This is a genomic window from Longirhabdus pacifica, from assembly GCF_004115085.1.
GTDB classification, from domain to species: Bacteria; Bacillota; Bacilli; order Paenibacillales; family DSM-105158; genus Longirhabdus; species Longirhabdus pacifica.
Genome location: NZ_QXJP01000006.1, coordinates 38,196 through 58,372, shown reverse-complemented (window position 1 = coordinate 58,372; position 20,177 = coordinate 38,196). Strand labels below are relative to the sequence as shown.

At 36.4% G+C, this 20,177-nt stretch carries 18 protein-coding genes; 10 read left to right on the top strand and 8 right to left on the bottom strand.

The features are described from left to right. Nucleotides 1-6 precede the first annotated feature (6 nt). From D1Z92_RS06390 to D1Z92_RS06375, 4 genes are all read left to right on the top strand, one after another. Nucleotides 7-1,254 carry an extracellular solute-binding protein gene (locus D1Z92_RS06390; RefSeq protein WP_128894949.1) on the top strand — a complete coding sequence of 416 codons (1,248 nt, stop codon included), beginning with the start codon at nucleotides 7-9 and terminating at the stop codon, nucleotides 1,252-1,254. Nucleotides 1,255-1,367: 113 nt separating this feature from the next. Beyond that, a complete protein-coding gene (locus D1Z92_RS06385) occupies nucleotides 1,368-2,585 on the top strand; it encodes a carbohydrate ABC transporter permease (RefSeq protein WP_128894836.1) in 1,218 nt (405 codons plus the stop codon). A 13-nt stretch (nucleotides 2,586-2,598) separates the two neighbouring features. Next, on the top strand, nucleotides 2,599-3,429 hold the full coding sequence (locus tag D1Z92_RS06380; RefSeq protein ID WP_128894835.1) for a carbohydrate ABC transporter permease: 831 nt from the start codon (nucleotides 2,599-2,601) through the stop codon (nucleotides 3,427-3,429). 23 nt (nucleotides 3,430-3,452) lie between these two features. Next, nucleotides 3,453-5,744 (top strand): glycoside hydrolase family 65 protein, encoded by a 2,292-nt coding sequence (locus D1Z92_RS06375; RefSeq protein ID WP_128894834.1) that lies wholly within the window; start codon nucleotides 3,453-3,455, stop codon nucleotides 5,742-5,744. 154 nt (nucleotides 5,745-5,898) lie between these two features. On the opposite strand, the gene D1Z92_RS06370 is transcribed toward D1Z92_RS06375, so the two are convergent. Next, entirely contained in the window at nucleotides 5,899-6,462 is a 564-nt protein-coding gene (locus D1Z92_RS06370) for a DNA-3-methyladenine glycosylase I (protein ID WP_128894833.1), read from the bottom strand. Between the two features lie 145 nt (nucleotides 6,463-6,607). Continuing rightward, on the bottom strand, nucleotides 6,608-7,423 hold the full coding sequence (locus D1Z92_RS06365) for a hypothetical protein (RefSeq protein WP_128894832.1): 816 nt from the start codon (nucleotides 7,421-7,423) through the stop codon (nucleotides 6,608-6,610). Nucleotides 7,424-7,612: 189 nt separating this feature from the next. On the opposite strand from D1Z92_RS06365, the gene D1Z92_RS06360 reads away from it, so the two are divergent. Together D1Z92_RS06360 and D1Z92_RS06355 are read left to right on the top strand one after the other, a co-directional pair. Beyond that, nucleotides 7,613-8,440 (top strand): isocitrate lyase/PEP mutase family protein, encoded by an 828-nt coding sequence (locus tag D1Z92_RS06360; protein ID WP_128894831.1) that lies wholly within the window; start codon nucleotides 7,613-7,615, stop codon nucleotides 8,438-8,440. Nucleotides 8,441-8,455: 15 nt separating this feature from the next. Next, the gene (locus D1Z92_RS06355) at nucleotides 8,456-9,508 is read left to right on the top strand and encodes a bifunctional transcriptional activator/DNA repair enzyme AdaA (protein ID WP_128894830.1); all 1,053 of its coding nucleotides are present in this window, start codon (nucleotides 8,456-8,458) and stop codon (nucleotides 9,506-9,508) included. A 746-nt stretch (nucleotides 9,509-10,254) separates the two neighbouring features. Here the strand turns inward: D1Z92_RS06355 and D1Z92_RS06350 are convergent. Both D1Z92_RS06350 and D1Z92_RS06345 read right to left on the bottom strand, forming a co-directional pair. Further along, the gene (locus D1Z92_RS06350; RefSeq protein WP_128894829.1) at nucleotides 10,255-10,980 is read right to left on the bottom strand and encodes a hypothetical protein; all 726 of its coding nucleotides are present in this window, start codon (nucleotides 10,978-10,980) and stop codon (nucleotides 10,255-10,257) included. A gap of 122 nt (nucleotides 10,981-11,102) precedes the next feature. After that, nucleotides 11,103-11,849 (bottom strand): hypothetical protein, encoded by a 747-nt coding sequence (locus D1Z92_RS06345; protein ID WP_128894828.1) that lies wholly within the window; start codon nucleotides 11,847-11,849, stop codon nucleotides 11,103-11,105. Nucleotides 11,850-12,061: 212 nt separating this feature from the next. On the opposite strand from D1Z92_RS06345, the gene D1Z92_RS06340 reads away from it, so the two are divergent. Then, complete coding sequence (locus tag D1Z92_RS06340; protein WP_128894827.1) at nucleotides 12,062-12,310, top strand: hypothetical protein; 249 nt, start codon at nucleotides 12,062-12,064, stop codon at nucleotides 12,308-12,310. Between the two features lie 156 nt (nucleotides 12,311-12,466). Here D1Z92_RS06340 and D1Z92_RS06335 read toward each other — a convergent pair whose 3' ends face one another. From D1Z92_RS06335 to D1Z92_RS06320, 4 genes are all read right to left on the bottom strand, one after another. Beyond that, on the bottom strand, nucleotides 12,467-13,615 hold the full coding sequence (locus D1Z92_RS06335; protein ID WP_128894826.1) for a thiolase family protein: 1,149 nt from the start codon (nucleotides 13,613-13,615) through the stop codon (nucleotides 12,467-12,469). Nucleotides 13,616-13,630: 15 nt separating this feature from the next. Next, complete coding sequence (locus D1Z92_RS06330; RefSeq protein WP_276318864.1) at nucleotides 13,631-14,491, bottom strand: 3-hydroxyacyl-CoA dehydrogenase family protein; 861 nt, start codon at nucleotides 14,489-14,491, stop codon at nucleotides 13,631-13,633. A gap of 310 nt (nucleotides 14,492-14,801) precedes the next feature. After that, the gene (locus D1Z92_RS06325; protein WP_128894825.1) at nucleotides 14,802-15,098 is read right to left on the bottom strand and encodes a hypothetical protein; all 297 of its coding nucleotides are present in this window, start codon (nucleotides 15,096-15,098) and stop codon (nucleotides 14,802-14,804) included. A gap of 54 nt (nucleotides 15,099-15,152) precedes the next feature. After that, complete coding sequence (locus tag D1Z92_RS06320) at nucleotides 15,153-15,443, bottom strand: hypothetical protein (protein ID WP_128894824.1); 291 nt, start codon at nucleotides 15,441-15,443, stop codon at nucleotides 15,153-15,155. A 1,249-nt stretch (nucleotides 15,444-16,692) separates the two neighbouring features. On the opposite strand from D1Z92_RS06320, the gene D1Z92_RS06315 reads away from it, so the two are divergent. The 3 genes from D1Z92_RS06315 to D1Z92_RS06305 all read left to right on the top strand — a co-directional run bounded on the left by D1Z92_RS06315 (nucleotide 16,693) and on the right by D1Z92_RS06305 (nucleotide 20,172). Next, nucleotides 16,693-17,454: a hypothetical protein gene (locus tag D1Z92_RS06315; protein WP_128894823.1), complete on the top strand. Its 762-nt coding sequence runs from the start codon at nucleotides 16,693-16,695 to the stop codon at nucleotides 17,452-17,454. Between the two features lie 214 nt (nucleotides 17,455-17,668). Beyond that, nucleotides 17,669-18,358: a response regulator transcription factor gene (locus D1Z92_RS06310; RefSeq protein ID WP_128894822.1), complete on the top strand. Its 690-nt coding sequence runs from the start codon at nucleotides 17,669-17,671 to the stop codon at nucleotides 18,356-18,358. Continuing rightward, nucleotides 18,355-20,172, top strand: a complete 1,818-nt coding sequence (locus D1Z92_RS06305) for a HAMP domain-containing sensor histidine kinase (protein WP_128894821.1) — start codon at nucleotides 18,355-18,357, stop codon at nucleotides 20,170-20,172. The genes D1Z92_RS06310 and D1Z92_RS06305 overlap by 4 nt, the downstream gene beginning before the upstream one ends. The last annotated feature ends 5 nt before the right edge of the window (nucleotides 20,173-20,177 follow it).

Below are 20,177 nucleotides of genomic sequence, written 5' to 3'. Positions count from 1 at the left end.
TTGACTATGGCAGCTTGTAGTACTGAAGAAGAAACAAATGAAACGAATGAGCCGACAAATACTACAGAAACAGAAAATGAAAATACGGAAAATAATGAAACTAGCAATATGGAATCTGGTGATAAAATTACTATTAAATTTGCAGCACAAAATGACAACACACCTGCTACGGATGCTGTTATTAAAGCATTCAATGAAAGTCAAGATCAATACGTCGTAGAATGGATACTTATGAATAACGATTCTGCACAAATGCATGATCAGTTACTCACATCATTATCTGCTGAGTCTGATGCATATGACGTCCTCTCACTAGATGTCGTTTGGGCTGGTGAGTTTGCTGGGGCAGGTTATTTAGAACCGATTGATGTTAACATGAGAGAAAACAACATAAACAAACAAGATTATAACAGCGGATCCATGGCTTCTGGTAATTATAACGGGAAACAGTATACGCTCCCTTTCTTTCCTGATTTAGGGTTGCTATATTACCGATCAGATATCGTTAGTGAAGAAGATAGCCAAAAATTGATTAGTGGAGACTACACTTACAGTGATTTAGCTACTATGGCAGAAACGTATGCAGGACAAGCAGAAACAAAGCACGGCATCGTGTATCAGTCCAAACAGTATGAAGGATTAACGGTTAATGTGACGGAATTTACGAGTTCTTTCTCCTCTATTGAAGATGGCTTAAAAAACATGCAAATGTTTACTAAAGCAGATTGGGTGCCAAAAGACATTTTAAATTTCACTGAAGGTGAAACACATGTTGCTTTTGAACAAGGAATGTCCGTATTTGCAAGGAACTGGCCTTACCAGTTTGGTCGTATTAAAGCGCAAGAAGAAGGCGTGACTTTAAGTTTAGATCAAGTAGGTATCGCTCCACTTCCTAACGGTGGTTCCGTAGGTGGATGGTTGCTCGGCATTAGTAAATATTCTAATCATCCTGAAGGTGCTTGGGAGTTTGTAAACTTTGTTTCCAGTCAAGAAGGACAAAAAATCATGTCTACACAGGGCGGATATTTACCAGGGTATAATCCACTACTAGAAGACAGTGAAGTATCTGCATCGAATGAGATGTTAGCTTATGAAGGATTCAAAAACGCCCTTTCTACTACGATCGCTCGACCTGTTTCGACTGAATATTCAAAACTATCTGATCTTATTCAGATTCAAGCTCATAAATATTTAAGCTCTGGAGAAGGTTTAGAAGATACAGTAAAGCAACTAGAACAAGCTTTAAATGAGTAGGCTATTGAACTTTAGTTGAGTAACATGCGCAATGAAGATTTGTGAAGTTAGTTTAGATTAGATTCTAACATTCATCATAAAGACTGGATCTTAAGAGGGAATGAGGTGCCCCTATGAAAGGGATGAGTTTTAGACAATTCGGATTTATTTTACCACTCCTTGTACTCATCAGTGTCTTTTCGCTGTGGCCTGTACTACAATCATTTACTTATACATTTTTTGATTATAAGTTAAACGATCAGCAGAAAGCAGGGCTATATTTCAGTGATCGCTTTAATCTAGAACTTTTTTCAGAATCAGAGCTCTATGTGACACTGCTATTAGAAGAAGATCAAGCATCGGTAACCAATGAAGCGGACTTGAATAAAATCAATCAATTTATAACCAATGTATCCAATCTAGCAAATCAGCTAGGAACAGGACAAGAAGAAAAGGTTATTAAAATTAATGATGAAGAAAAAGAAGCCGTTTTACGTTTATATGAAGAAGGTTTGGCCGTATTAGATGCTCTACAAACATATCAAACACCAAATACGGAGAATTTAACTTTCATCATAGAAGATATACAGAACAGTATCATTCCGCCAAATTTCATTGGTTTGCAAGGATACAAACAAGCCCTGAGCGATACAAGACTTTTCCAATCCATGGGGATCACGCTTATTTTCACGAGTATTTCTGTCTTTTTTGAATTAATTTTAGGTATTATATTAGCACTTATACTCAATCAGTCGCTCAAAGGTAGAGGCATTATACGAACGACTTCACTCATACCATGGGCTATACCTACCGCTGTTGCTGCCTTGCTGTGGATGTATTTATACAACGGCAATAGTGGTATTGTAGCAAACCTTTTTGCGACTGTAGGGTTAATTGAGAGCCCACAAGACTTGCTTTCTACTGGGACTGGAGCGATTTTCGCAACAATATTAGCAGATGTGTGGAAAACAACACCATACATGGCTCTACTATTGCTAGCTGGATTACAGACCATCCCTAAATCTCTCTATGAAGCTAGTGACATTGATGGCGCGAATAAATTACAAGCTTTCTTCAACATTACTCTCCCGCTCTTAAAGCCTTCTATTCTTGTGGCTTTATTATTCAGAACACTGGATGCATTCCGAGTATTCGATCTGGTCTATGTACTAACAGGCGGGGGACCTGGTGGAGCTACAGAAACGGTATCCGTTTACGCTTATAAAGTCATGTTCTCTCAGACAAACTTTGGATATGGTTCCATCATCGTTATGTTTATGTTTTTCTGTGTTGCGATCATCGCTACCATCTTTGTCAAGTTACTAGGAACGAATGTCATGGATAAAAATTAAAGGAGGAAGCGTAATGAAAAAGCGAACCAATTGGAGAAAAGTAACGTTATATAGCAGCATCATCATTTATTTGTTTATCATTATTTTCCCCTTTATTTGGACACTCATTACATCGTTCAAAACATCTGGAGAAATTATGGGTGAGAATGCATTACGTATCATCCCAGAAGTTTTTACGTGGGACAACTACACGGTACTATTTGAAAAAGGGATATTAGGAGCATTAAAAACAAGTTTTATTGTCTCTATGTCCACGACCCTTTACATTGTTGTCGTGGCTACGCTAGCATCTTATGCCATATCTCGCTTTCATTTTAAAGGGAAAAGCTTGTTGATGGGACTCATTTTAGCCGTTTCCATGTTTCCTCAAATGATCACGGTAGGACCTATATATCAGCTTTTCCTGAATCTTGGTTGGACGAACAGCTATGCTGTTGTTCTTCCGTACTCCACCATCACCTTGCCGCTGGCGGTCTGGATTCTAGTCACACATTTCAATCAAATTCCGCACGGGATTGAAGAAGCAGCAAGAATAGATGGGGCTTCGCCATTACAAACGTTAGTGCGTGTCATCTTTCCATTAGCAGCACCTGGCGTGTTTACAACAGGCATTATCGTATTTATATCTGCATGGAATGAGTTTTTGTTAACCATTACGCTCAACATCAACAGAGAGTATCATACCGTGCCCGTATTCATGAGTTTTCTTAAAGAGCAGTTTTCTATTTTGTGGGGAGAAGTAACTGCAGCAACCATTGTTGTTACGATTCCTACCTTAATTATAGTGCTTCTATTCCAAAAGCAAATTGTGTCTGGACTCGTGTCTGGAAGTATTAAAGAATAACGATAGTGGAGTGAAAAAAATACATGGTGACATGGACATTAACGGAGAAAAAACTTAACGCAAATCAGTTGTGGAAAAATGAAAGCTTATACAGTTTGGGCAACGGATATATTGGCGTACGTGGTAATTTTGAAGAAGGATATGAACATGACATGCCTTCTGTGAGAGGAACCTATATGAATGCCTTTCACGATGTAGTAGACATTCCATATGGGGAAAAGTTATACGGTTTCCCTACTACACAACAGACGTTACTTCCTATCATAGACTGTCAGACGGTGCAAATTTACTTAGGTGACGAAATGGAACGCTTCTCTTTATTTACTGGAGAGATTATGCATTATGAGCGAACATTGCACTTAGATCGTGGATGTATAACAAGAAAAGTACATTGGAAATCTCCATTAGGTAAAGAAATCATTGTGAGTTTTCATCGTCTTGTCAGTATGATAACGAAAGAATGTTTTGTCATTCATGTGGAGTTAGAACCAGTCAACTTCTTAGGTAATGTGAAAATATTTTCGTCTGCCAGTATAAGTAGACAGGGAGCATCTACAGTGGATACATCTGATCCAAGAGTCAGCGCTCATGTCTCCAAACTACATACCGAGGAGATTGTACACCAAGACGATATGCATCTCATTATTGCCAAAACGACACAGTCTAACTTGAAAACAGCTTGTGCTGTTCGTCATGAAATAAACACCGTCTACTACAAGGAAATTACGACATTAGAAGACGAGCTAATAAGTACGTTTCAATTCACACTTTCTAAGCCTGTTACGGTGACTAAAAAATGCATATACACGGATACATTGCGACACGGTGACACATTTGTAGACACTGCCATCCAGTTGCAACATGATATCATGGAATTCAATATAGAAGCATTACAACAACAACAGCACATTTATTTTGATCATTTTTGGTCTATGGCTGATATAAAGATTAAGGGAGATAGCAAACTACAACAAGGTATTCGTTTTAACATCTATCACCTTTTACAATCGATAGGACGAGATCCTTACAGCCACATTGCTGCAAAAGGACTGTCTGGGATCGGGTATGAGGGACATTATTTCTGGGATACAGAAATTTATATGTTCCCATTCTTCCTCATGACACATCCACAGATGGCAGAAAGCATTATACGATATCGATATCATACGTTGGAACAAGCAAAAGAAAGGGCAAAAGAGATGGGGCATGGGCAAGGAGCGTTATATCCTTGGCGTACGATCTCGGGAACAGAATGCTCTTCCTTCTTCCCTGCAGGAACAGCACAATATCATATTAGTGCAGACATCGCTTACAGTGTCATTCAATATTATTTAGCTAGTTATAACCAATCCTTCATGGTGCAATACGGTGCAGAAATCTTGTTTGAAACCGCAAGGCTATGGATGGATGTTGGGCATTACTATAATGGAAAATTCAGAATCGACGGTGTGACGGGACCTGATGAATATACTTGTATCGTCAACAACAATTACTATACTAACGTGATGGCAAAATACAACTTGATGTGGGCTGCGAAAGTGTACGATCAATTGTTATCCTCACATGGTGAAGCATTAAAAACGTTATGTGAAAAACTCCATGTAGAGGAAAAAGAAGTGCAACAATGGCGGGACGTTGCTGACAACATGTATTTGCCTTACAACGAGCAGTTAGGCATTAACCCACAAGATGATACGTTTTTGAATAAAGCCATTTGGGATTTTGAATCCACATCTAAAGAGAAATACCCTTTACTATTACACTATCATCCATTAACGTTATATCGATATCAAGTATGTAAACAGGCAGATACTGTCCTCGCTCACTTTCTTGTGGAAGATGAAAGTGATACGGAAACGATGAAGCGTACGTTTGACTACTATGAAACCATTACAACGCATGACTCTTCTCTTTCTTACAGTATTTTTAGCATTATGGCTGCTAAATTGAGAGAACCAGATAAAGCATACGATTATTTCATGGAAACGGCACGTTTGGACATTGATGACCTTCATCATAATACGAAAGATGGACTACATCTCGCTAACATGGGCGGGACATGGATGAGTATCGTTTATGGATTTGCAGGATTGCGATTGAAAGAAAGCGGAATCTCTCTAGCTCCATTATTGCCTAGGAAATGGCAAGGGTTTGAGTTTTATTTTCAATATAAAGACCGCAAAATACAGATTGAAGTTACAAAAACTGAAATGGTGCTTACCCTTATGGAAGGCGATGCATTACCTATTCTCGTGTATGATGAACAATATGTTTTACAGTGCCATAACCCAACAACCATTAACACACAAACTTAAAACAGAGTAACTTACATGAATCTCTCGGTGGTTAAACCAAAAGTTAGAGTTTCATATGATGTAGCTGATTGACTGGATTGAATTCGGTATTTTACCGGACTTATTCCAGTCATTTTATGTTTGATCTTTCCTTGTTTATATGGCATCGTCACTATTACTGTAACTGTTTGTGACGGAAACAATCTGAGGTATGATCATTAACCATGCCCGTTGCTTGCATAAAAGCATAGCATATCGTTGGGCCGACAAACTTAAACCCTTCTCTTTTTAAAGCTTTGCTCATTTTCTCTGATATTGGAGTCATGGCGGGTACTTCTTCTATCGTTTGCCAATGATTTATGATCGGTTTGTGCTGAACGAAACTCCATAGGAAATCATTAAAGCTACCTGCTTTTTCTTTCAGTTGCAGGTATGCCTTTGCATTTGAGATAAAAGCATTGATTTTGAGTTTATTACGGACAATACCTTCGTTGTTCAATAGCTGCTCCAACTTTGCTTGATCGTAATTCGCTATTTTTTCAGGATCAAATTGATCAAAAGCTTCTCGGTAGTTTTCTCTCTTTTTTAAAATCGTAATCCAGCTCAATCCTGCTTGTGACCCTTCTAATAGTAGGAACTCAAATAACTTTAGATCATCATGTAATGGAACTCCCCATTCTTCATCATGATATGTTATGTATATTGGGTCACTACCACTCCAGCTGCATCGTTGACACATACTATACCCTCCACCGTCATTTGCCTCCTATTATAGCACATATGTTCTGTTTTGTTTAGTTTTAATAGAATATCATTTGTTTCCTCATTTAAATGCTAGCTTTAAATTTCTTAGTCTACCTTTTATCTTCGTACATTTCTTCCTGTCATTGTGCTTCCGTTTCTAATTTTATTTCTTCCTGCTTCCACTCTTCCACAAATAAACCGATCTTAAACACGATGGCCCAATCTGCTTCTGCTGCTTGTTGTTCCAAATCTTCTCCTCTTGAAAATTCTATATAACCAGAGCCATCATCATAATATATATAATACCCCATCACGGCCTCATACTGTCCAAAAGGAACGTAAATCGGTTCTTCCACAGATCGATAGGTTTTTATATGATCGTTATCCTTTTTTTCAGCATTTCCTAATTCCATCGGAATAGTTGAAGCTCCATAGCCCGAATTATCCCGAAATACAGTTGTAATCTCTACTTTATCTTCTGACTCCCCAATGGACTTCATCGTAACAGTATATTCACCGTCCAGAACTTCGTTTAATTGCAACGGTTCCGTCGTTAATTCTTGTGATGAACTTTGACCATCTTGCCATATATCGTAGCCGTATTGTAACGTCAAACCTTCTGTATTTTCTAAATATCTCACTGTCATACCTTCCGCAAAAAGAAAGTTCAAGTGTGGCTCAAATTTCTTCAGATCTTCTGTAAAATCTGTAGCTGGTGCAATAAGCATCTTCCCTTGTATTGGCTTTAGTTCTTCCCGATCTGCGTCACTCCAATCATTTGTTGATTTCGATTCTGTTGCATCTTCTGTTGCATCTTCTGTTGCATCTTTAACATCATCTACTAATTTGGATGTTGCATCTTTCACATTATCTAATGGAGCGCGATCTGCCCATACCATACTTATAAATAACAATGAGATGATACATATAAAACCAATTACCTTTACATTTTTCATTAAATAACCCTCCCTATTCACTTCCACATCCATTATTATACAATAAATACTATAAAAGCGAGCTACATATAGGAAGATTTAAAAAAATACAAGAAGAAATAATGAACCTTATATAGGTGTTCATTTTTCGTATGTTCTGTTGCAGTAGATCTTTTATAATCTGACTAAATACAACAAAAGGAGAAAAAAATGAACACTAAACAAAAAGTAAAACACTTTAGGGGTATGCATCAAAAAAATAAACCAATCGTGTTATTGAATATTTGGAGTGTGGAAAGTGCAGAGGCTTTAGCAAGTCATCATATCAAACTAATACCAACCGGAAGTTATGCCATGGCTGACTATTATGGATATGAAGATGGAGAAAACATGCCTTTTGAAGAAATAGTTACTTATATCAAACAAATGCAACCAAGTAAAAATTATATTACAGTAGATATAGAATCTGGGTATGCAAAAAACTTACATGAGTTAGAAAAAAACATAACCACATTAATAGAAAATGGTGTGGTTGGAATCAATATAGAGGATAAAATAAAAGGAACAGGCACTTTACACAGTGCAGCAGATCAATGTGAAAAAATAGCATGTATTCGTGAAGTTTGTAAGAAGATGAACAGTGATATGTTCATCAATGTAAGAACAGACACTTATTTTACAGGTAATATAACGGAGAACAATGCAAACGACGCATGTTTAGAACAAACTTTAAGTAGAATAAGAGCCTACTCAGACGCTGGAGCCGATTGTATTTTCATCCCTGGACTAAACAATTCGAACCATATACTAAACATAACGAATAACTCTACAGTGCCCATTAATGTAATGTTAGATATAAAAAAAGATACCATCATGGATTACTTCAACTTGGGTGTAGCAAGAATTAGCTTCGGACCTTCACTCTACTTTTTATACCAAGAGTACAAAGACAAGAATATGAATTATTTTTATGAGGATATCTTGCGTCATCTAAATCGCTATCAAATAGACAATCAAATAGAGCTTCTAATGACGTAATAGAAGGAGTTTACAATGATTAAAGACGAAACATTAAAAAAGCAATATTACCAAGCATTGTTAGACAGAAATTCAAAATATGATGGTATTTTTTTCGCAGGTATAAAGACAACGGGAGTATTTTGTCATGCTACTTGCCCAGCAAGAAAACCTAAATATGAAAATTGTAATTTCTATGCGTCTGCTGAAGAAGCCCTATTGTCTGGTTTTCGACCGTGTAAAAGATGTCATCCCTTGTCTTACCCGAAAGAAATACCTTCTTTAGTAAAGCAAATGATAAAACTGGTGGAAGAAAATCCAGAAAAAAGATGGAAAGATGCTGATTTTTCAACACTGGGCATTCACGCAGCTACCGCTAGAAGAAAATTCAAAAAAATTTATGGCATGACATTTGTTCAATATGCCAGAGCTAGAAGGATGGGAATAGCGCTTAAGTCCATTAGAACTGGAGAAAAAATTATTCATGCTCAGCTGGATGCAGGGTATGATTCCTCTAGTGGGTTTACGGATGCCTTTTCTATGATTATGGGAAATGCACCAGCTAAGTCGGATAACGTTAAAATCCTATATGCAAACTGGATAGATACAAAATTAGGGCCAATGGTAAGTATTGCGGACGAAGATTTTTTATATTTACTTGAATTTGTGGATCGTAGAGGACTGGAAAAAGAAGTTGAACGCATGCGAAATAGATTAAAGGCAGCTATTATTCCAGGCAAAACGAGCATATCTATACAAATTGAAAATGAATTACAGCAATATTTCGACAAAAAATTAAAGAAATTTGAGACACCTTTAAAATGTTATGGTTCTGATTTTCAGAAAGCAGTCTGGAATGCATTGTTAAAGATAGACATAGGCGAAGTGAGTACTTACAAAAAGCTAGCCGTATCACTAAATAAACCAACATCGATAAGAGCGATTGGAAATGCAAACGGGGCAAACCAGTTATCCATTGTTATCCCATGTCATAGAGTGATACAAACGGACGGAAATTTAGGTGGATATGGCGGAGGACTAGAAAGAAAAGAATGGCTCCTGAATCATGAGAAAAATTATAAATCATAACCTCTTCTGTTGCACAGCTACTTTTGTACTTTGTACTTTGGGACTGGCTTGTATGTTTCACTCCATTGTTCATATGGATGATCCTTGCAATCAGTCCTATTTGGGTATGCTGTTATATCGTTATTTCTATCATTTCTAATGTAATATTTAACTGGATTTACTGAAGAACAATTTCAAACTCATCAAAATCAATATACATTATTAGCACTGACAAACTTTGCGTATATGAACAATAATGTGATACAAGTAGCAGTCACCATGCTAGAAGAAAATGATACAGAAAAGAAACAAACTGGTGGCTATTACTACTTGCAATCGTTAGAAAAATTTCAGCATGAATATAAAATTTACGCCATAGATTAGGACTCCATAAGAATACTAGAGCTGGCCATTTCACCCTTCGATTTTAATTGCTTGTGTCTTTTGTTAACTTCTTTGTTTTTTTGTATTGAACGTAAAAGTTAATCCCCATTACAATTCCTACAACAATACCGTTATAAAGCCATATACTATGGTTGTTGAGAATTAAAATACCAAATAAGTTGTACGGAACAAAAAGAGCACACATAATCATCAAAATGATATACACATTCACAACGCATCCCTCCACTTAAAAGTAATTGATTCACACTAAATTTGATACACGTAACACAAAATATGTTAAATTAAATGAATCTAGTGATCCTTTTAAAGGATATGCTCCTGTCACAGCATTGACTATTTGATCCAAATCATTATGGTTGTGTTTATTTGATAGTTTCATCATCAAATAAGCCAACTTTAAATACGATAGCCCAGTCTGCATCTGCTGCTTGTTCTTCCATAGAATCAGCCACCATAACACTAATCCCGCTGCTGTTAGTATCACCGAAATACACATAATAACCAGCGACAGGTTCATATTGTCCAAGTGGAACGGTAACAGCTTCTTCCAAAACAGATGCTGTACTGGCTCTTTCGTTTTCGCTTTCTGGTATTTCAAGTTGTATGACTGTGGTTGGTGCTCCATAGCCAGAAGAACTATGTACTGCTCTGACAAGTTCTGCTTCATGTTCTGAATTCGGAACAGACTTCAACGTCACCGAAAATTGTCCATTGGATACATTTTTCACACCAGACCCAAAGCCCTCCGTATTCTCTTCTACCTTGCTCCCATCTTCCCACACATCATAAGTAGAGTTTAACAATTTATTTTGCGTAGACTCCAAGTATTCTAAATTTACACTTTCTGCAAACATAAACTTCACATGAGGCTCCACTTTCTCTATGTCCAGTTTAAACTGTTTGTTAGGGGTAATGCGTACTTGCATCTGTTTAGAATCAATATTTGTCGGTTCACTGTTTGCCATTTCTTCGTAATTGGTCTCTTGTATGCGGTGATCTGTAGCTTGATCTCCCCAAACAATAGCAATAAACAAAACGATGCCGATACATAAAAAGCCAACTACACTTAACCTTTTCTTGGCGTTCATAACACTTCTCTCCTTTTATTTGCTCCTAAAACAATCATCATGCATGAAGACTTTATTTTGTTCCTATCTTCACACCATGCTATAGTTGCACTATCATCTATATTTTCGGATTCTGCTTTCTTTCATTCTTTTTCAAATACACCAACTTTAAATACAATGGCCCAGTCCGCTTCTGCTGCTTGTTCTTCCATAGAGTCTGTTGATGTATATTCCATACTACCATCTCCGTTGTCGTAATATAAAAAATAACCCGCTACGGCTTCATACTGCCCAACCGAAACTTGTATTGGTTGTTCAATTGACTTATAAATAGTCAGCTCAGAATCATCTTTCATTCCTGACTTACCTATCTGCATTAATCCTTTTGTCGTAACATAACCAGTATCCGTCGGCATTACTCTTACCAGTTCCACTAGTTCTTCAGGATGGTATGTATTCTTTAATGAAACGGAATATACGCCGTCAATTTCGCCTAATATGGTTGATGAGGATGTACTCCATTCTTTTTCTACTATGCTTCCATCTTCCCAAATGTCCAAACTGTTTAGAATCTGTTTGTTTTCTGCATATACATAATTCAACCTAACACTTTCTGCAAACATAAAATTTAAATGGGCTTTCAGTTCATCATTATCGGCTAAGAATGCTTCACTTGGTGAAATAAGTAACTTTCCTTGTTGTGGTTGTAATGTTGAATTCGTCTCGATGTCATTCATATTATTCTCTTGCTGTGTTTCACTGCTCACTTCATGTAATGCAGGTTCATACTGTACTTCCATCTGATGTGATGAATTTTTATCTGACAAGACTATCCATATAAATACACATGTACTAATACCTATTAGTAAGGTAACTTTAATTTTTCCCACCATACCCCTCCTTATTGACATCTCTTATATTATACAGGAAAAAAATTCAAAAAGGTTAGCCATGTTAAATGTGCAAGTTTGTTTTTTTGATTAATCTTTCGAAACTTTTAATTAAAAAAAGGGTTTAATGTAGTATGTGTCGAATAACGTAATATAAAGGGATATGCTGTAAGTTTATATTTAGTGAAAATCAAGGAGGAATTAGAGTAAAAATGAGTGGAAACGTACAAGTAAATAATAGTCATAGCGAAATGAGTGTAAAAAATTGGTTGCTTACTTTCTTAATTTTAGCCATACCTTTTGTAGGTATCATTATGCTCATTGTTTGGGCTTTTGGAGATAAATCCAATGTAACTAGAAGCAATTATGCTAAAGCAGCTTTAATTATGGCAGCTATTGGAATTGTTCTTTATATTATATTTATAGTTATATTTATGGGTATAATTGGTAGTATGGTTTAGTAGCGGTATGTAAATATTATCTTCACTTTAGCAACACGTTAAATATCCCTAAATATCTCGACCTATTTATATTGTAAAACGTATTCAGTCCAACAAGGTAAATGACTTATTTCACCGTGTTGGACTTTTCCATCTATACCTTAATTATATTATCAATCATATCCGCTCTATAATCATTGCGGTAGACATCCCATGTCCGATACATACTGTTAGCAATCCATAACGCCCTTGTATGCGTTCTAATTCATACAAAAGCGATGTAAGCAATTTTGCACCTGTTGCTCCAAGTGGGTGTCCTAATGCAATGGCACCACCATTCACATTGACCTTCTCTAAGTCTGCATCCGTTTCTTTTTTCCATGCTAATACCACAGGAGCGAACGCCTCATTAATTTCAATTCGATCCATATCTTTTATAGTTAAATTAGCTTTATTTAATACCTTATGGGTAGCAGGGATGACACCATCGAGCATGATGGTAGGATCAGAACCGACAACGGTTTGTGCTACAATTCTGCCTCGTGCTTTTACTCCTAATTGATCTGCCTTTTCCTTATTCATTAGTAACACGGCGGCAGCACCATCACTCACTTGACTGGCATTACCTGCTGTAATGGTGCCATCTTCCCTAAATGCGGGTTGAAGTGAAGCAATTTTATCTAATGTCGTATCCGCTCTTGGTCCTTCATCTTGTGTGACGATGATTTCATTGCCTGCTTTGTCTAAGCCTTTTACGCCTACAATTTCGTCTGCAAAACAACCAGCTTGTATTGCAGCAACGGCCCGCTCATGGCTTTGCAATGCATATCTGTCCATCTCAGCTTTTGTTACGCCATACTTTTCCGCTACTAACTCGGCTGACACCCCTTGATGAACAAAAGTGTACTGTGCATGCAGTTCAGGTGTGATGGTGGATGTATCCCCGTCGCTGCCAATAGGAACGCATGTCATATGTTCGACACCACCGCCAATGGTCACATCCATATCACCGGAGGCAATTTCTTGGCTGGCAAAATGAATGGCTTGCTGACCAGAACCACACATACGATTAATCTGCACGCCTGGGACAGTAACAGGGTATCCTGCTCTCAGTAAAGATAATCTTGCAATGTTCATCCCTTGCTCTTTTAACGGAGATACACATCCCATCACGACATCTTCCACTGCTGCTGCTTCCATGCCTGCTCTGTGTACCACTTCCTTTAACACTGCTGCTGCTAAATCAATGGGGTGCACTTTACGAAATACGCCATTTTTCTTTCCTACTGCTGTTCTTACTGCACTTGCAATAATCACTTCTGTCATAGATTTCACCGCCTATTATTTATCTTCTGGATATTCATAAAATCCTCTACCTGTTTTTCTTCCATAGTGGCCTGCTTCTACTAACTTTTTCAGTATTTGTGGCGGTCTAAACTTTTCACCATAGGTCGCAACCATTCCTTTGCTAGCATGCCATACGGTGTCCAGTCCAACATAGTCTGCTAATTCTAATGGGCCCATCGGATAGTTAAAACCTAATCTCATTGCCTTGTCGATATCCGATGCACTGGCAATGCCTTCTTGCAATATTTCCATCGCTTCATGCATTTGCAACGCCACAGCTCTTGAGGTCACAAAACCTTGGCTATCCTTCACCACAACCGTTTCTTTGCCTACTTCTTCTGATAGTTGTTTTATCTTTTCTATCGTCTCTTCTGACGTATCCATCGCACGTACAATTTCAATCAATGTCATGATAGGCGCTGGATTAAACCAATGCATGCCAACCACTTTGTCCGTTCGCTTCGTTGCTGCTGCAATCCCTGTCACACTGAGTTCCGATGTATTCGTCGCTAGTATGGTTTCGCGCTTCGCATACTGATCTAATTGTGTAAAAATCTCTTTTTTTAAGTCCAGATTTTCCGTTACCGCTTCAATAATCAAATCCGCTTGACTAGCAGCTTGTTGTATATCTTGTATGCACGTAATTCGCTCTAACACTTGATCAGATTGTTCTTCTGTTAATTTGTTTGCTTTAATAAATCGAGCTAAGCTTTTCTGTATCGTCTTCATTCCTTTTTCCAGTGCTTGCTCTGATATGTCATATAGAACGACGCTTTTTCCACCCATAGCAAGGGATTGCGCAATACCACTTCCCATTATTCCAGAACCAATTACCGAAATATTTAGACAACTCACTTAAGCCACCTCTTTCATTTCTACTTTTAACATGGTGATCGCTTTATTTCTTTTATATTTATGCTGTAAAAGTACTATCATACGCTTATAGTCACATCACTATGTTGCTCTATACCTTATTCTGCAAACGCTTACTATTTTCCTTTGTTTAACATAGTTCTGTTTCGGTACGAAGCATATAAAAACAGACTATGCTGAATGATTTCAACATAGCCTGCTTGTTTTCATATATTCATCTTCATTTCCACAGGTGGGTTATTTTCTTTTTCATATAACCACAATGATATGACATGAAAATTAAAATAAAAAATTACGAAGATACAATAAATCCTTTGTAATTAACGGACCATACATTTCCGCTGCTTGTGCAAGTATATCCTAGCTTATTTAATTCTCCCTTGTACCATTTACCCTTATATTTTTCAGCATGAGCAATTTTAGAAGGAATGCTAGCGCAACTAGAATAGTATGATTTGCTAAATGTTTTTGTTACATTTACATACCTCACATCACCATTTGGCGGAACTTCAGGGATAGCGAAAGTAATGGATACACTAGAAAGGAATAAGAAAACTGCAAGAAATACTGTTAAATGTTTTTTCATCATGTATTAACCCCTTATCATTTTAAAATGTAATGAAGTACATAAAATAACTTAATACTAATATATTACTTCTTCGTAAGTCACCCAGCCTGAGTAGCTTGCATGTAAAGAATCACCGCTTATAATACAAAGATCGTTTTTGTATAAATAACCAGTATACAATTTGCCGTTTTGTTCTTTAGTATGATAGATCTTGGTCGGAACACTTTTACAAGTTGAATAATCATCCAGGCTATATGTTTGCTTTACGTTATTTACGTATATGCCGTCTTTAGGAATTGCAAAAGTGATGGACACGCTAGATAAGAACAAAAAAGTTGCAAGAAGAAATGCGAAATGCTTTTTCATTATTTGTCCTCCCTTTTCATTTTGTATTGGTGGTCATTTTTTGTTAGTAAATATGGAGATTAACAACCGCAATTAATTAATTTTTCATAACATATTGCACCAGATTCATTTTTCATAACAAGGATTCTTCCATACCCATGACAATACGATTGCGGTATACAATAATATCTTTGATTAAATCTGCAATTCACATCTGGGACTTTTAAGCCTAACACTTTTTTGACCATATAAATCTCCTCCAATAATCGATTGTTTTGTTCTCATTTATAAATTGCAATACTCGCAATAACAACCAACTATATGTGCGAGTCTACCGTATATTATGAACCTATATACGATAGACCGTCATGTTGTTAGCTACAATTGCAATATTTAGATTAGCAATAGCAACGTAAAGTTCTTTGCCAACATACAAAACCCGCCTTGTGTAATTGCATCATGCAAACATTTAATAAGAACTGAATTCATGTGTTGAGCAGAACTTATGTCTTTAACATTAGACCAACATAAGTTCTGCTGTCATTGTTATTAATTAACACCCGCACCATCTCATAGAGTCATAACATACAAATCCCTGTTTGTCTTCCATTATGTGGTGCGTTCCTTTTCCACCACAAGAACTAGAGTACTTACATACAAATCTTGAATTGTATCTACAATCACTGCTTGGTGGTTTAATTGTGAATTTAAACATATATATTCACCCCCTTTCAAAAAACTAAATTTTCTAATTATTTTTTATAAACAAAGTAAATATTTATTTTTATTGTATTTTCATCATGCAAACATTTAATAAAGAAAAGCTATAACATTATGTTTATCCCTGTTATTAAAATAATGGTTATATCATATCGAAATACTTAACACATAACGAACTAAATAATTATACTTTAAATAATTTAAAAGAATAAATATTTACAACTATTAATTAGGATTATACTTTTTAAATAGTTAAAATTCAATGAAATTTTTGTAAATTAAATAAATTAATTTTAAATTCTGATAATTATTTTTATCAAATGCTTTCTTTCTCTATCCTGCTTCTTTTGTTATTTCTTTTCTTCCTCATTTCCTTTTCACATGAGCTTCACATGAAAGAGATAAGATAGGTTTACAGAAGACAACAAGGAGGTGGACATATAAGAACGACCACCCAACATAACTCAACACATTTCCATACTTGACCATCTAGATAAGACAAAAATAAAGAACTAACTAAATTCAATTCATATTAAAGGAGATTTGAAACATGAATACATTAAAAAAAGCAGGTTTAGCAGGTATTCTTTCTATAACAGCGTTAACAGGTGCAGTAAGTGCGGCAGAAAAAGATGATGCTATTTCTATTTTTTCCATACCGGATGCAGCAGAGAATGTAACCACACAAAGTAATATTACAGAAAGCTATTCGTTTGATGTTTTCAAAAAGCTTTTGAAATCTGATATTACACCAGAACAACTTCAAACAGCACAAGCATTTTATGAAGAAGCAGCTGTGAAAAAAGAAATGGCGCAAGAAAAATGGGAACAACTGTATGCTTTGAATATTTTCAAAGAGGACACACAAAACAGTGTAAGTTTACAAGCCCAAGATCTCACTAGCAAAATAAATATCGACCTTGATGAGGAAACCATCCATGCTTTGAAAGAGAGGATCACTGAGATCCCAAGCAACCTTCATGCTGCTGCAGATCAAGCTAGCAAATTGGACATGATTTTAGACGATGAAACCATCCATGCTTTGAAAGAGAAAGCAGACCACTTTACAGTCAGCTTTGGAAATGATAGTACAGCTACCATCCACTCTGTTTCTGCGTTTGATCGATTTAAAGACACATTAAAAGAAGATATTAGTCTAGATGAATTAAATGAAGCTGAAGCATTATTTAATGAAGCGACAGCACTGGAACAAGAAGCAAAAGCGTTACGTACATCACTTCAGCAGATGGACATATATAATGTAAATATTAGCTCAAATGGTAATACAGCGACGCTTTCTTCAAAGAAATAATACGTTGCATTTTATTTTCAACACCGCTAGAGCATAACTAGACTAAGGAATGAGAGCCTTAGTCTAGTTCATATTTTGTTACACATATAAAAGCGCCAAGAAGATACCGGAGTCAAGCAACTTTGCATTGCTATACATTTCCTATAGAGATCCATTTCGTATCATTTATAATAAAAATATCAAGTCTATCTCTTCATAGAAAGTAGGTAAACCGATGGAAAGTAATAAAACCATACTAGTCGTAGAAGATGATAAGAGAGTAAATGAAATCATTTGCGATTATTTAGAATTAAATCATTTCCAAGTGATCCCTGCCTACGATGGGGCACAGGCATTGTCTCAATTCGAAAACCATCACATTGATGTCGTCATATTAGATATTATGATGCCCAACGTAGATGGTTGGTCTGTGTGCAGAAGGATAAGGATGAATTCCAATGTGCTCATCATTATGCTGAGCGCACGAAGTGAAGAAGATGATAAATTAATGGGGTTCGATTTAGGAGCGGATGAATATGTCACTAAGCCATTTAGTCCCAAAGTGCTTGTGGCCAGAGTGAAAGCTTTACTCAAGCGATGCGATATACAGCCATCTTCCCCTGCTCCCTCTATACTCAAAAAAAATGAAGTAGAAATAAATAAGGAAAGTTATATGGTCAAAGTTTTCGGAGAAAAAGTAAATTTAACGGCCAAAGAGTATGAACTATTACTCAAACTAGTAGAAAATGAAGGTGTCGTTTTCAAACGTGATACGTTAATTCATGAACTATGGGGATATGATTATATTGGTGATGGAAGAGTCATAGACACAAACATCAAAACATTACGCAAAAAACTTGGGAGTTGTGCCCGTTATATCCAAACCTACATCGGGGTAGGATATAAGTTTGAGGTAACACCATGAAAAAATCTTTAACGATAAAAATGTTTGTCATCACGTTTACTTCATTTTTACTCTTCCTAACCGGAATTGTGTTGGTGCAATCTATTTATTTTCATTATTTTTACGAAAGCAACAAAATCAACGGTATCATTTCTAACATCAATGCATTTTCAGCACAATATGAGCAAGAGGAATGGAATGATGAAGAGCTGTTTAGGCAAATGAACAAGTTCTCCGTCCATCACAATAGTAGTATGCAAGTAAGTGAATTAAATTTATCTCATCTCATGGCCTTAGAAACGCCAACGAATGCTGTAGATGATGACACACAGACGGACAAATATATGGTTACCATTTTAGATGATGAGCAACGTTATAGGGATTTATTTTTAGAAGCATCAGAATATCAACTTGTTTTTCATGATGGAACACCCAGCAAAGGAGAAACCATTACACTCAAAGGATATTTAAACGGGGACGAAACCATCATTCCAACTGAAATAAACGAAATCATCCTGCAATCTGCCGATACAGTAAAGGAAGACAATAGAGTCATGTATGAAAATGAAGGTGAAGTCGTGAACATTGTATATATGACATCGAACAACGACAATACCCGAAGTATTAGTACGCAAGCATTGCCACTAACCGCTTTTCAAAGTGATGGAACAGCAGCAACAAGTTCACTTACATCTACTAGTTTAGCTAATATTAGCATGAAGAATGATGTGCACTATGTGATGAGCGACATTCCTTATACGCATTTAAAACAAGTCGATTTTATCAAAATGATGACATTAGCAGACGGTACCCAAAAGTTAATTAAAGTGAATACGTCATTACAATCTGTAAATGAAGCCATGAATATGATGAAAGATTATTTGCCGTACTTTTTCCTTATAGCGGTATTATTATCTTTAACCATTTCTGTCATTTACTCTAGAAGTGTAGCTAAACCGATTAAACATATTACAGGTGTCGCTAATCAAATGTCTACGATGGATTTTAGTCAAAAATCAAACATAAAAAGTGCAAACGAACTAGGTGTTTTGTCTCATAGTCTCAATCAACTGTCCAGTAATTTACAAACAGCGTTAAAAGAACTATCTCAAGCGAATGAGCAGCTAACGATGGATATGCAAGAAAAAGAAAAACAAGAGCAGTCTCGTAAAGAATTTATAGCGAATGCATCTCATGAATTGAAAACACCACTTACCGTGATTAGGAGCTACAGTGAAGGGTTGCAAGATGGAGTAAAAGAAAGTAAACGACATGACTATACGAGTATTATTTTAGATGAAGCAAATAAAATGGAACATCTCATTGCTGAAATGACGGAGTTATCGAAACTTGAATCCAATCAAATTCCATACCATAAAGAAATGACAGAAATACAACCGTTTATTGTGGATACCGTAACGATGATCAAAGAAACAAACCACTTATTTGTAGAAAAATGTCTGCACATTGAAGTGCGTGGTACATTTGGCATAGCGTATGTAGATATTGAAAAAATAAAACAAGCATTCATCAACTTCTTAAATAATGCTATCAAATATGGGGATGCGCATTCCACTATTATCATAGAAGGAATAAGAGAAGCCACTACGACTAGGATTCAAATAACCAATGACTGTCCACCACTGTCAGAAGAACAACGATCCAAAGTGTGGGATCGCTTCTATACGATAGACGGTTCACACAATAAAGAAACCGGAGGATCTGGGTTAGGATTAGCCATTACAAAAAAAATTTTACAGTACCATCCATGTCGCTACGGTGTTAAACATGTAGATCGTGGTGTACAATTTTGGTTTGAACTAAACATGAATTAAAAGCA